This window comes from Cellulomonas sp. URHE0023 (genome assembly GCF_000688475.1).
Taxonomy (GTDB): domain Bacteria; phylum Actinomycetota; class Actinomycetes; order Actinomycetales; family Cellulomonadaceae; genus Cellulomonas.
Genome location: NZ_JIAN01000005.1, coordinates 654,447 through 667,634, shown reverse-complemented (window position 1 = coordinate 667,634; position 13,188 = coordinate 654,447). Strand labels below are relative to the sequence as shown.

Annotated in this window: 12 protein-coding genes; 3 read left to right on the top strand and 9 right to left on the bottom strand. The window is 72.5% G+C overall.

All coding sequences use genetic code 11. From position 1 onward, the window contains the following. Positions 1-35: 35 nt before the first annotated feature. From N553_RS0103280 to N553_RS0103260, 5 genes are all read right to left on the bottom strand, one after another. On the bottom strand, positions 36-2,621 hold the full coding sequence (locus tag N553_RS0103280; protein ID WP_028045343.1) for a hypothetical protein: 2,586 nt from the start codon (positions 2,619-2,621) through the stop codon (positions 36-38). Further along, positions 2,618-3,829, bottom strand: a complete 1,212-nt coding sequence (locus N553_RS0103275; protein ID WP_028045342.1) for a hypothetical protein — start codon at positions 3,827-3,829, stop codon at positions 2,618-2,620. The genes N553_RS0103280 and N553_RS0103275 overlap by 4 nt, the downstream gene beginning before the upstream one ends. A gap of 95 nt (positions 3,830-3,924) precedes the next feature. Continuing rightward, positions 3,925-4,476 carry an alpha/beta family hydrolase gene (locus tag N553_RS20875; RefSeq protein ID WP_369796663.1) on the bottom strand — a complete coding sequence of 184 codons (552 nt, stop codon included), beginning with the start codon at positions 4,474-4,476 and terminating at the stop codon, positions 3,925-3,927. 2 nt (positions 4,477-4,478) lie between these two features. Further along, positions 4,479-5,309 (bottom strand): Cof-type HAD-IIB family hydrolase, encoded by an 831-nt coding sequence (locus N553_RS0103265; protein ID WP_231505151.1) that lies wholly within the window; start codon positions 5,307-5,309, stop codon positions 4,479-4,481. Between the two features lie 52 nt (positions 5,310-5,361). Continuing rightward, on the bottom strand, positions 5,362-5,973 hold the full coding sequence (locus N553_RS0103260) for an ABATE domain-containing protein (protein ID WP_028045340.1): 612 nt from the start codon (positions 5,971-5,973) through the stop codon (positions 5,362-5,364). Between the two features lie 82 nt (positions 5,974-6,055). Here N553_RS0103260 and N553_RS0103255 point away from each other — a divergent pair, with 82 nt between their 5' ends. The 3 genes from N553_RS0103255 (at position 6,056) to N553_RS0103245 (ending at position 8,090) form a co-directional block, all read left to right on the top strand. Further along, on the top strand, positions 6,056-6,970 hold the full coding sequence (locus N553_RS0103255) for an arginase family protein (RefSeq protein ID WP_051639790.1): 915 nt from the start codon (positions 6,056-6,058) through the stop codon (positions 6,968-6,970). Next, positions 6,967-7,473: a hypothetical protein gene (locus N553_RS0103250; protein WP_028045338.1), complete on the top strand. Its 507-nt coding sequence runs from the start codon at positions 6,967-6,969 to the stop codon at positions 7,471-7,473. Before N553_RS0103255 ends, N553_RS0103250 begins: the two co-directional genes overlap by 4 nt. A 95-nt stretch (positions 7,474-7,568) precedes the next feature. Continuing rightward, positions 7,569-8,090: a GNAT family N-acetyltransferase gene (locus N553_RS0103245; protein WP_028045337.1), complete on the top strand. Its 522-nt coding sequence runs from the start codon at positions 7,569-7,571 to the stop codon at positions 8,088-8,090. Positions 8,091-8,107: 17 nt separating this feature from the next. Here N553_RS0103245 and N553_RS0103240 read toward each other — a convergent pair whose 3' ends face one another. Genes N553_RS0103240 through N553_RS0103225 form a run of 4 tightly spaced genes read right to left on the bottom strand, consistent with a single transcriptional unit; the run spans position 8,108 to position 13,180 of the window. After that, the gene (locus N553_RS0103240; protein WP_028045336.1) at positions 8,108-9,361 is read right to left on the bottom strand and encodes an allantoate amidohydrolase; all 1,254 of its coding nucleotides are present in this window, start codon (positions 9,359-9,361) and stop codon (positions 8,108-8,110) included. After that, on the bottom strand, positions 9,361-10,572 hold the full coding sequence (locus N553_RS0103235; RefSeq protein ID WP_028045335.1) for an alanine--glyoxylate aminotransferase family protein: 1,212 nt from the start codon (positions 10,570-10,572) through the stop codon (positions 9,361-9,363). Before N553_RS0103235 ends, N553_RS0103240 begins: the two co-directional genes overlap by 1 nt. Further along, a complete protein-coding gene (locus tag N553_RS0103230; protein ID WP_028045334.1) occupies positions 10,569-12,113 on the bottom strand; it encodes an AtzH-like domain-containing protein in 1,545 nt (514 codons plus the stop codon). Before N553_RS0103230 ends, N553_RS0103235 begins: the two co-directional genes overlap by 4 nt. After that, the gene (locus tag N553_RS0103225) at positions 12,110-13,180 is read right to left on the bottom strand and encodes an acetamidase/formamidase family protein (protein WP_028045333.1); all 1,071 of its coding nucleotides are present in this window, start codon (positions 13,178-13,180) and stop codon (positions 12,110-12,112) included. Before N553_RS0103225 ends, N553_RS0103230 begins: the two co-directional genes overlap by 4 nt. Positions 13,181-13,188 lie beyond the last annotated feature (8 nt).

The following is a 13,188-nucleotide window of genomic DNA, read 5'->3' as shown; positions in this document are numbered from 1 at the left end:
CCGACGCCGGCAGACGTACAGACGGTATCCCGACGCTAGACCGCCCCGAGCCGCCGTACGGCCGCGGCGACGCGCGTCGTCGAGCGTCCGCGGGCCAGGTCACCGAGGTCCGGCGGCAGGTCCACGCGGACGCCGCGGCGCTCGGCGATCTGCGCGGCCGGCTCGAGGAGCTCGGCGCCTCCGCGAAGGGTCCGCAGCACCGGGAGCATGGCCACGACCGCGTCGAGCACCAGGACCTCGGCGTGCTCGTGGATGCGGGCACAGTCGGCAAGCGTGGCAGCGACCCGGTTGAGCTTCGGTGCGCTGTCGCCGCCGGGTACGACGAGCCGGGTCAGCTCGCCTCCGAGCAGCTCACCGTCGAGCGTCCCGCGCAGTGCCGCGTCGGCGAGCGCCTCTGCCGTCACGGTGCGGACCGTGACGTCCTTGAACCCGGCGAGCCGAACCAGCGCGCTGGCCGCTGGACCGCCCAGAGGCACGCGCGAGGAGCCGAGCGCCTGCGCGACCCTGCCGAAGTCGGCACGCGACTTCTCCGCGGAGTACAGGAGCAGCGGGACCAGGTGCGCGGCGAGCAGGTCGGGGTCGTGCACCAGCACGCTCGTCCAGTGCGCCGGGCCGAGCGCCCAGCGGGTGTCGTGCCAGTCGACGACGTCGAGGTGGTCGTCCCAGCCGTCGACGATCGTCGAGGTGTCGAGCCAGCCCGCGACTGGGTCGTCAGGTGAGCCGACCGGCGCGTTCGCCGCGTCCCAGAACAGTCCCGGGGACGTCAGCCGGAAGTGCTTCGGCGGCATCGGGTGCGTCGAGGGCACCCAGCGGTCTCGGTCGCCGAGCTGCGCCAGCTCCGCCGAGACGGCAGGTCCGAGCAGGTGCCGATCCGCAGGGTCGAGACGCAACAAGGCCGTGCCGAGGTCGTGCGGGCGTCGTGGGACCGTCGCGAGCCTGCGTACAAGGGTCTCGCCGTCGAGGGATCCGTCCGACCGGGTGGGGGTGCTGAGCAGAGGGGATCCAGTGCCGACGAGGTCGCGCAGCTCCACGGTGCGGCGGAAGGTCAGCACGCTCGGGATCCAGGACGGGACGTCCACCTCCCAGTAGCGCGAGTGCGTGACGCGACGCACGCCCTCGACCGCTGTCCGCTCCGAAGAGCTCTGGTTGCGCACCGTCGCACCGGGCGGCGCCGGCGTGTGCATGTCGTGGAGGTAGCCGCACCGGGTCACGCCGACGACGGCCGCCGGAACCGGCTCACCGAGCCAGGCGAGAACGAGTCCGCCGACGGCGTCCGACATGGTCCTGCGCTGCGAGAAGGCCGAGGACTCGAACGAGGGGACCCAGGCGCCCGCCGCGCGGAGCAGGGTGCGTGCGGCGCGGGAGTCCGACGACGGGAACCGGACCATGCCGTCGTAGACGCGTTCGAGGTCGGCGGGGTCACCGGGACGAGCCAGCACGTGCGCCAGGAGGTCGACGAGCTCGTCGGCGTCGTGGACCAGCTCCAGCGTGCCGGGTTCGGGCAGGTCGACGGGTGCCGGCGCGGGCTGGCTCGGCCCTCGCACCGGCGTCCGGGGCGTCGCGACGCGGGTCGGGCTGATCACCTTCAGAAGTTCCGTCGCCATCGCCGCGAGGTCGGGGCGATCGGGGTCGATGCTCTCCTCGAGGCACACCGCGAGATCCTTGACCGGGACGAGGGCACGCTTGTGGGCCTCACCGAGCAGCCGAAGCTGCGCCTTGACCAGGCCCCGCTCAGGACGCGCGAGCACTCCTCGGCTGACGGACACCAGAGCGGACCCGTCCACGCTCCCTGCGCCGTGCTTGACCTGCGTGGCAAGAGCGCGCTGCGCGACCCCCACCCGAACAGCCGAGGGTGCGCCCAGCATCGCGACGAACGTGTCCGAGCGCTCGGCAACCTCGGTGGGCGTCGGTGCGAGGTGGTCGACGACCCGGCTCCAGCCGCGCAGGTCGGTGACGGTCAGGGGCGTGTCGAGTGCGGCGAGGGCGCCCTCCAGCAGCTCCTCGCGGGCCGGCCCCGTACGACCCCCGAGAGCGCCGACGAAGGCGGTGACGGACGACGGGTGCTGACTGAACGCGATGCCGGCGCCCGTCGACGTGAAGACGCGCCGGAGAACTCGTCCCAGGTCTGGGTCGGCCTGCACGAGCGACTCGAGCGTCTCGTTCACGGGCGGGTACAAGGCCCAGACGGCGTACTCGTCCACCGTCGGCTCGGGCACCAGCCCTGAACGCACCCAGGAGTGCGCGATCCTCCAGTGCTGCGCGTTCGGCCAGGCGCTGAGCCACGAGGCCACCGTGGCCGTCGACCAGGCGCTGCCGCGGACGTGACCGACCGCGACCACCGCGTCGACCCCGCGTGAAGCCCCGTCGGGGAGGTTGAGCACGCTCCAGACGCTCCAGCCCCCTGCCTCCCCGATCGCGAACAGGGCGAGGTCGCGCGCAGCATGTCCCGGCGCGTCGGTGGGTAGGTCGCCGAGGAGGGCGTTGCGTACCGCAGGCCGGTCAGCCTCAGCGGTGACCAGAGCGACGACCGCGTCGAGATCGCCGGTCCGGACCGCCCCGAGCACGCGCGCGCCCACGGGGGCGGGGTGAGCGTCGCGCTTCCACCGCAGGCCGCGGATCATCGTGCGGCCAGCCGTACGGCCAGCACGTGCGCGCACGGTCCACGGCCGGTGCCGTGCTTGGCGTACCAGGCGCACGTGCAGCGTTCGTTCCCTGCAGCGTCGCGACGGACGAGGTGCTGGGTCCCGCCGCTGCGAACCAGGTGATCGGCTCCGTCGGCGCTCACGGCGCCGTCGAGCACGAGCCGCTGGGCCTTGGTCCAGCGCGGGTGGTCGCGCAGCAGGTCCCGACCGAACGGGAGCTCGCGGGCGAAGTAGCGGCCGTCGACGACGTCGTAGCCGAGCCGCCCGTGCGCCGCCTCCAGCGCCTGGGGATCGGCGTCGACGAGCTGGTCGAGCAGCGCGCCCTCGCCGGAGAACCCGCGGGTCGACTGCGGGCTGAGCGACAACGACAGGCGCGCGTGCGGGAGGTCCACGACCCAGCAGCTCGTCGACGGCTCGGCGCTGTCGAGGTCCCCGTAGACCCGCAGCCGTGTCGCGAACCGCATCGCGCCGTCGAGCACCCTCAACCGCTCGGGTCCGCCGACGGAGATCGAGCCCGGCGTTCGGCTCGCGCCGAGGCGCAGTCCGCCCGCGTGCAGGGGCTGGAGCCAGAACGAGGACACGGGAGGCGTGCTCCGCGGCAGCGACCGGAGGAACTGGCGCATCGCGGTGGCGTCGAGGTCGGCGACCTGCGTCAGGTCGGCGAGCAGGACCTGCAGCTCGGCGAGCGAGCGGACCCAACGCTCCGGCAGCGCGACCTTGCGCTCGTGCACCTCGCCGTCGAGCGTCGTGACGCCGAGCCCGTCCTCAGCCACGGTCAGGTGCATCGGGTCCGACGCCCGCACCTGACTGAGCAGACGCCGCAGCGGTGCGTTGATGTCCACGTTCGTGGTGCCGTGCCGTGCGTCCGCCACGTCCAGACCGCCCGGCAGGACATCGAGCCGGGCGGCGACACCGCTGCAGGCCGAGAGGCTCTCGAACCGGAGCGCGTGCGCCTCGGTCGTGACGATTGGATCCGCCCACGCCTGCCGGAGCGCCGCGTTCGGTGGCGTGTAGAACCGGGTGCCGGGCAGGTCGCCGAGCACGATCAGGCCGGCAGAGACCACGTCCGCTCGCTCGACGTGCGCGTCGAGGAACGTCGTCGACTCGGTCGTCGACAGCGCGAGCCGCCCCTCGTCCGCCGTCGACGGCTGCCGGTAGCGGTAGAGGACATCGACCGGACCCGTCATGTCGCACCTATCGACACGTCAGGGCGCCGGGCTGAGCGCGCCTGCACCGACGTCTCGGTCGGGCCCGGGTGGCTCGCCTGCACGGTGACCGCCTGTCAGCCGATCGTCGCGAGCCAGTCGCGGACCACCTGCGCGACCGCGCCGTTGTTCGACGGCGTGTGCGTGCCGGCGACGAACACTGTGGTGACCGGACCAGGGATGGCAGCCAGGTGCGTCCGGAGCTCGGCGGGCGTGCCGAACGGGTCGCGCTCGCCGGAGACCGCGAGCACCGGGACCTGGATCGAGGTCAGGTGCTCGATGCGCAACCGGTCCGGGCGCCCCGGGGGGTGCAGCGGGTAGGACAGGAGCACGAGGCCTGCCGCCGGCTGCCCTTCCGCGACGGCCATCGAGCACATCCGCCCGCCGAACGACCGCCCGCCGAGCACGATCGCGTCAGGCTCGACGCCCAGCGTCAGGGCCATCGCGTCGGCCGTCGACCGCACGTGCGCGATCGCCACCGGGGGGCGCTCGGGTGCGCGGCTGCCCGCGGCCCGGTTGGGGAACTCGACCCGCAGGACGGGCAGCGGCTCCACGGCGGTCTCCACGGCGACGAGCGGCGGGCTGTCGCGGCCCGCGCTGGCGCCGGGGGTGAGCAGCAGACCTGCCACGTTCACGAGGGTTGCTCCAGTCCCAGCACCGACCTGATGGTGCGGACCACGCCGTTGGCGGTGTTGGCCGGTGCGACGAACCGGGCGTGGGCGCGGACGTCGGGGTGGGCGTTGTCCATCGCGAACGACCAGTGCGCCGCGTCGAGCAGTCCGACGTCGTTGAGGTAGTCGCCGAACGCCATGGTCTGCTCGCGGGTCACGCCGAGGGAGTCCTGGACGTGCCGCAGTGCGAGGCCCTTGTCGGCGACCGGGTTCATGAGGTCGACCCAGTGCTCGCCGCTCACCACGGCACCGTCGACGTCCGCGAGCAGCGCTCCGGCACCCTGCTCGACCGGCCCGAAGTCGTGGACCGCGACCTTGAGGATCTCGTCGTCGACGCCGATCAGGTCGTCCACCAGCTCGAGGCGGGCGTAGTACGGGTGCACCTGCGCGAGGAAGACGTCGTCGGTGCGTTCGACGTAGGCCGAGCGTTTGCCGCACAGCACGGTGCCGGTGTCGAGATGGTGCGCCGACCGCAGGATCCGGATGGCGTCGTGAGCCGTCTGCAGGGAGAGCGTCTCCGAGCTGACCTCCGTGTCGTCGCGCACCACGTACGCACCGTTCTCGGCGATGTAGACCAGCTCCGGGCGGCCGATCTGGCGGCGCAGAGCCGCGAACTGTCGACCGCTCGCCGGGCACAGGGCGATCCCGCGGGCGGCGAGCTCGTCGAGCAGCGGCCAGAACTCGTCGTGGATCTGCTTCTCGTCGTCGAGCAGCGTCCCGTCCATGTCGACTGCGATGAGGCGGATGTCGGGGACGTGGCCGAGCGACGGCGGGTGCAGGACGGTGGGCACGGCTCGATTGTCCATGCTGTCGCCGGGTCGACCCACCTGGACGGCGGTGTTCTCAGGGACGTGCGCGGCGGCGGTTCTTGGCGCCCGTGCCGCACGTCGCCATGTCGCACCAGCGACGACGGCCCGCCTTGCTGACGTCGAGGAACATCCATCCGCAGCGCTCGCCCGGACAGGTGCGCAGCCGCTCACGCGGCAGGTCGACGAGCAGCTCGACGGCCGCGGCTGCCAGCGCGCGCCGTGCGACGGACAGAGGCGGTCCATCCTGGTCGTACCGCAGTCGGAACGGGGTGGTCGACAGGTCCAGGCGTGCGTGGGCCGCAGCGAGCCGCCAGCTCGTCTCCAAGGTCAGGGCCGCCTTCGGGGGCACGGGACCGTCGTCCTGGACGGACGCGAGGGTTGCGTGCAGCGCCTCGCGGAGCGTGCGGCACCGACGCAGCTCGGCTTCGGCGTCACCTTGGCCCACCTCGGCCCCGACAGCAGGGAGTGCCAGGTCGCTCAGCGACGCCCAGCGCAGCAGCGTGGCGTAGCTGTCGAGCCAGTCGTCGGGTGTGGCGGTGTTCCGAGCGGTGACGGTGTTGACGAAGTCGATGGCTGGGTGTCCGCCGACGAAGTCACGGGGCCGGAACTCGTGGGGCGTGTGATGAGCCTCCGCCTTCGCGACCATGCCTCGACTGTATCGGTGTTGCGCACTTTCTACACCGGTGAAACAGTGTAAGCCGGTGTAGATCGCAGAGATGAGGAGTGGCATGGGCGACCTCGACCTGGCGACTGGCCCGCTGCCGGTCGAGCTGATCTGTGCGCCGTGGAGCATCGGGCTGCGACCTACCGCCGCCGGCGCCGAGCCCGGTACGTGGCGTGCGCCGCACGTGCTCCGCGGAGCCGGTCTGGGCCAACGGCTCGAGGCGGTTGCGGTGACCGAGCTGTCCCGACCGCCCTACCAGTTCGAGGCTCAGCCGGGCACCCGGGTGCGCAACGGCGTGACGCTGCGCCAGCACAGCCTGCTCCTGGCCGACGCGGTCGGTGACGCCGTCGCGGCCGGACGCATGCCGGTCGTGGTCGGCGGCGACTGCTCAGTGCTGCTCGGCTCGCTGAGCGGCGCCCGCCGCCACCATCAGATCGCGTTGGTGCACATCGACGGGCATCCCGACTTCACCCACCCCGGACATCCCGACTTCTCCGGCCTGGGTGCGGCCGCCGGCATGGACCTGGCTCTGGCCACCGGCCGCGGGGAGCTGCTGCTGACCCGCTGGCCGGGCGTGGACGGCCCCCTTGTCGGCGACCCGTCCGTCGTCCAGATCGGCGACCGGACCGGCCAGGCCGTGCCCACCGACCTGCTGGTGATCGGCATCCACGAGCTCCTCGCCGCGGGCGTGGAGGCGACAGCACAGCAGGCCGTCGGACACCTGAAGGCCGAGCAGCCGATCTGGGTGCACGTCGACCTCGACGTGGTGGACATGGCACACCTGCCCGCCGTCGACTCCCCAGGAACACCGGGCGTCACCTTCGAGCAGCTGGCGCTGCTCCTGTCGCGGTTGCTGGAGTCACGTCGGATCGTGGGCGTCGATGTCACGATCTACGACCCGGACCTCGACCCGGACGGCGCATACACCGACGCGATCGTCGACTGTCTCGCCGCTGGGCTCCAGGGACGGCCGGCATGACGATCCTGTCGAACGCGCCGGTCGACCGGTATGCCGCCGAGCTGCAGACGTTCGGGCACTTCGCCGGAGCGTGGCGGACGCACATCAGGTACCTGGGGCCTGACGGCTCACCGGTGCGCGAGGTCATCGGCGACTGGGAGTTCAGCTATGCCCTGGACGGCCGCGCCGTGGTGGACACGTGGCGCGTGCCGGCCCGTGACATCGCGTGCGTCGATGCCGAGCGCGAGGTCGGTCTCTGTGTCCGCATCTGGGACCCGCGGCTGCAGCTGTGGCGTTTCACCTTCCACTCGACAGCCACCACCACGGTCATCCACATGTACGCGCACCGCATCGGACCCGACATCGTCCTCGAGCGAGCCGAGGCGGACCGGATCGAACGGTGGGTGTTCTCCGACATCCAGGCCGACACCTTCGCCTGGCGCAACGAGATCTCGCGCGACGGCGGTTCCTGGCAGACCGTGCAGACGGTGGACGCACGACGCACGACACCGCCCACGACCTGATCCAGCGGCGCGGGCGGCGTGGTGCGTGCCGCGACGACGATCAGGCGTCGGCCTAGCCTTGCCTGGGTGCACGGCGGACGATCGGGGGTGCGGGAGTGACTCGGAGAGCCGGGTGGGTCACGAGGCTCGCCGACGGGGGTGACGTCGGGCCGATCTGCGCGTTCGGTGCCACGCACATCCGGCCGCACTACACGCCCCTGATCGGCGCAGGGGCTGCGGACCTGCAGGTGACCCGATGGTGGAGCGTCGAACAGATCGGCACCGCCGTGTCGCAGGGTCGCATCGTGGTCGCCGAGGCCGAGGCCGGGGACGGGGTCGTGGGCGTCGCGCAGCGCGGATGGGACGGCGCCGACCACGTCATTTACAAGCTCTACGTCGACCCCGCCTGCCGGGGTCAAGGGCTCGGTCCGCGGCTGATCGCGGCCGTGGTCGGACAGCTGCCGCCGGACGCGAGGCGCCTGTGCGTGGAGCACTTCGCCGGCAACGTGCGAGCAGGAGCGTTCTACGAGCGTGAGGGTTTCGCCGTCGAGCGGGTGGAACGCGACGCCGACGACCCCGCGCTCGACGTGGTGTGGCGAGCACGGGACCTCGCTCCGGACGAGAGGGCGCAGCGGTAGCCGCACACCCGGGTCAGTCAGGCAGCCTCCCGGGCCAGGTGCTCGACGGTCGCGGTCATGGCCCGCAGACCGGTCTCGACGTCCGCCAGGCTGACCGACTCGTCGGGGTGGTGGCTGATCCCGTCGGGGTTGCGCAGGAAGAGCATGCCGACGCCCGTGATCGCCCCGATCGCCATCGCGTCGTGCCCGGCGCGGCTGAACATGCTCGGTGCCTCGCCGCGGGCGGTGTCCTCGATCCCCGCGCGGACGACGTCCTGCAGCAGGCCGTCGCACCAGACGGCGGGCGCCTCGTGGATCTGCGTCGCGTTCCACCGCAGACCCCGGCGGCCGGCGATCTCGTCGATGGACCGCGAGATGTCCGCCCAGACCCGGTCACGGTCGTCATCGTGCTCTCCGCGCAGGTCGACGGTCAGTCGCGCCTCGCCCGGCACCACGTTCACGGCACCCGGGAACGTCTCCAGCCGGCCGACCGTGCCGACGATGTGGTGCTCGGCCCGGCACAGCCGCTCAACCGCGAGGGTCGCCTCCGAGGCGCCGAGAAGGGCGTCGTGCCGGTCCTCGTACCGTGTGCCCCCGGCGTGCCTGGCCTCGCCGAGGATCTGCACGGAGAAGCGGCGGGCGCTCGCGATCGACGTGACGACGCCCAGCGGGGCGTTCGACCGGTCGAGATCGGGCCCCTGCTCGATGTGCGCCTCGAGGTACCCGGCGAGGGACTCCGGGCGCCGGGCTGCCGCCGCTACCCGGCCCGGGTCCAGGCCGAACTCGCGGAACGCGGTCCGCAGCGACGTGCCGTGCTCGTCCGTCAGGTCCCACCACGCAGGGTTCCACTGGCCGGCCATCGCGGAGCTGCCCAGCAGGGCCGTGCCGAACCGCGCGCCCTCCTCGTCCCAGAACGCGACGACGTCGAGCCCGAACCGCAGGTCCTTCGAGCGCGGCTTCAGGGCTCGCACCACCTCGATCGCCATCAGGACCCCGAGGATCCCGTCGTAGCGACCCGCGTCGCGGACGCTGTCCAGGTGCGAGCCCAGCAGCAGCGACGGCGCCTCAGGGTCCTTCCCGTCCAGGTGTCCGTTGAGGTTCCCGGCCTCGTCCTGCCAGGTGTCGAGCCCGACCTCGCGCATCCAGCGCGACGCGAGGCGGTTCACGCGCGCGTGCTCGGGGGACAGGTAGACGCGTTCGATCCCGCCCTCCATCGACGTGTAGCGGGCGAGCTCGTCGCACCGGGCCATGATCCGGCGGGCGGCGTCCTGGAACGCAGGTGTCTGCGGCATCAGCCCCACGCCTCGTAGGCCGCGTCCACGCCGCCGCCGACCGGGAGGGAGGCGCCGTGCCGCCGCAGAACCTGCTCCAGGGCCGCGAGCGTCACCAGGACGGTGTCCAGACGGGCGTTCGCACCCATGGTCCCGATGCGCCAGACGCGCCCGTGCAGCGGCCCGAACGACGTCCCGATCTCGATGGAGAAGTCGTTGAGCAGGTCGGCGCGCACGGCGTCGCCCTCCACCACGTCCGGGATGAACACCGCGACCACGTTGTTCATCTTGTGGCTCACCGACCCGAACACCGACAGGCCGAGGCCCTGGACGCCCGCCAGCATCGCGCGTCCGGCGCGCTCGTGGCGGTCGATGACGGCGGACCGCCCCTCCTCGAGGATCACCCGCGCGCACTCGTAGGCGCCGTAGAGCATCGTCGTCGCCTCGGTGTGGTGGTTGAGCCGCCGCGGACCCCAGTAGTCGAGGATCATGCCGAGGTCGAAGTAGTTGGAGTGCACGGGCTCACCGGTGTCCTCGTCGGACTCGTCGCGGATCCCGGCCTCGATGCGGGTGCGGCCACGGATGACGTCGACGGCTCGGGCCGAGAGGCTGATCGGCGCGCTGCCCGACGGACCCGACAGGCACTTCTGGAGCCCGGCCGTCGCCGCGTCCAGACCCCACGCGTCCATCTCGAACGGGTTGCCGCCCAGCGACGCGGTCGCGTCCGTGTAGAACAGGACGCCGTGCTTCGCACAGATCGCCCCGAGCTCGTCGAGCGGCTGGTTCATGGTGGTGGACGTGTCGCCCTGCACGATCGCGAGCAGGTGCGGCTTGACCCGGACGACGGCCTCCTCGATGGCCGAGGGCGAGAACACCTGCCCCCACTCGACCTCGATGGTGTGGACGTCGGCCCCCGCGCGTAGCGCGATCTCGGCGAGCAGGTGCCCGAACCGGCCGAACACGGGCACGAGGACACGTTGTCCGGGTCGGACGAGCGACACGATCGCTGCCTCGATGCCCGCGCGCGACGTGCCGTCCACCAGCAGGGTCGCCTCGTTCGTCGTCGAGAAGACCTCCCGGTAGAGGGCCTGCGTCTCGTTCATGTACCCCGTCATGACGGGGTCGTACTGCCCGATCAGGGGCGTGGACATGGCCCGCAGCACGCGCGGGTCGGCATTCACGGGTCCCGGTCCCATGAGCAGGCGAGGGGGCGGGTTCACGGGGCGTGTCATGCGATCTCTCCGCGGGTGAGGTGGCGCGCGTGGCGCACCAGGGACAGGTCGCTTCCTTGGGGTCCGACGAGGCAGACTCCGACGGGAGCGGCACCGAGCAGGCTCGGAACGGTCAGCGCCGGGATGCTCAGGGCAGGCAGGCCGCCGATACCGGCAAGCGCGGTCAGGCGGAGCGTCGCGGCGCGGACGTCCTCGAGCGGGTCGGTGCGTGCTGGTGCCGGGCCGGGTGCGGTCGGGAGCACGAGCAGGGCGTCGGCGACGAGGGAGCGAACGAGCGTGGCGCGCGCCGTGACCTGCTCCCGGGCGGCGGCCTCCTGCTCCGGTGTCACGGTCGACGCGAGCTCGAACCGTCGGCGGATGTCGGGGCCCGTCGCGCCGGGGTGGTCGGTGAACCACTGGCCGTGCGTTCGCCACGCCTCGGCGGCCTGGACCAGGCGGAAGGCCTCGAACCACTCGTCGAGCGGGCCGACGTCGACGAGCTCTGTGGTCCTGCTGGAGCACCAGGCCTCGAAGGCCGTGCGGGTCGCCGGTTCCGCGGCGGCGAGCGCCTCGCGCGGGATGCGCAGCAGCTCGGGCAGTGCCGGCGCGGCGTGCGTCCCGGGTTCCGCCGGTTCGTCGACGGTCGACTCCAGGCACCACGTGGCGACCGCCTCGAGCGTCGCACCGTCGCGGGTCAGCCAGCCGACCGTGTCGAACGACGGTGCGAGCGGGACCATGCCCTGTCGCGGCACCAGCCCGTGCGTCGTGCGCAGGCCCCACAGACCCTGGTAGGACGCGGGGACGCGGATCGAGCCGGCGGTGTCGCTCGCCAGGCCGACGTCCGCCAGCCCCGTGGCCACGGCTGTGGCGGGCCCGCTCGACGAGCCTCCCGGCAGCGCGCCCGGGAGCGCGCCGTTGACCGGGGTCCCGTAGTGGGCGTTCGACCCGGCGATGGAGTAGGCCAGCTCGTCGGTGCGGGCCAGACCACGGACGGAGGCGCCGCCACGCAGCAGGTCGAGCACCGCCGGTGCGTGCTGGCGCTCGCGGGCCGCGCCGTGCAGCCACGTCGGGTTGCCGGCACCGATGCGGTACCCCTTGATCGCGAACAGGTCCTTGACCGCGACGCGCAGACCCACCAGCGGACCCGTGAACGCCCCCTGGTAGAGCGGGTCGCCGACGGTGCGCCACACGGACCGGTCGAAGCTCGCGGTCCTGCCCGTGACGTGCGCGGCCGTGATCCGCCAGCGTCCGTCGGCGAGCTGCCACACCTGCGTCTGCAGCCCGGTGCCACCGCCGTCGTACCGGCTCGTCGAGACGATCAGCCAGCAGTCGTCGGCGAGTCGCCTGGTCTCGACGTGGTCGAGGGTCCGGGGTGCCACACCGCCCCGTGCGCTGCGGAACCGGCTGATCGCATCGTGCCCGACGAGCAGTCCGTCCTTGTCGCCGCGCATCGTCGCCGGCCCGGGTGCGAACAGGTCGTCGAGCACCGGCACGTCGTCCGCGAGGACCGCCGCCTCGTACGCCTCGAACGCCGCCCAGAGGTCGGCGGGAACGGCGCTCACCTGCTGACCTCGGTGAAGTCGGCCACCCGGATCCTGGCGTGCACGCCGCACACCTGGTCGACCACCTGCGAGATGTCGAAGTCGGTCGCTGCGGACAGGTACGCGTACGCGAGGTGCTCGTCGAGGCCCCAGCGTGCCCGCAGCAGCGCGATCGCGGCGCGGACGCAGCGGCGCATGGCCTCGTTCAGGTCGGGGTGCAGACCCGTCGGCACCAGGTACTCGGCCGTCTGGACGAGCGGCCCGTCCAGCAGGCCGAACTGCTCGACCGCGACCTGCGCCGGCACCACGTCGAACCGCAGCGTGACCCGAAGCGACGCCTCGAGCGCGGTCAGCGCGACCTCCCCGTCGCCCTGCGCGAAGTGCGGGTCGCCTACGTAGGCCAGCGCACCAGGCACCTGGACGGGCAGGTAGAGCGTCGCGCCCACCTGGAGCAGGTTGATGTCGATGTTGCCGCCGTGCGCACCGGGCGGGACGGAGTGCGGCCTCGCGGAGCCGGCGACCGCGACGCCCATGATCCCCAGGAACGGTGCGATCGGGAACGCGATGTCACGCGAGCCGCCCTCGACGACCGGGAGCCTGCCGTGACCTTCGACCACCGGGGTGAACACGCTGACCTCGTCGGCACCCCGCGGCAGCTCACCGGCCAGGGCGCCGCGTCCGTGCCGGTTGGAGATGACGCCGTAGGGGACGCGCGGGGCGGTCTCCAGGACGGTGATCGCCAGCAGGTCCCCAGGCATCGCGCCCTCGACGAAGATCGGGCCCGTGACGATGTGCGGGCCGTCGTCGGTGCCGCGTTCCATCGTCGCGACGATCTCGATCGCGTCGGTCAGGACGTCCTGCGGCGCGACGCCGTGGCCCGTGAAGTAGGCGAGCGGGTCGCTGCCGTGGTCGACGAGCAGACCCTCGTGGCTGACGGTGTCGATGGTCACGGCGACACCGTCGCCGATGCGCAGCACCGGCTCGTCGCTGGCGCAGGGGAGCCGCCCCCACAGGACCGTCTTGGGTGTCGAGGGCAGGTAGACGGACGCGGCGATGTGACCCGTGCCGGGCTGCAGCGTTGCACCCATCAGGCCTG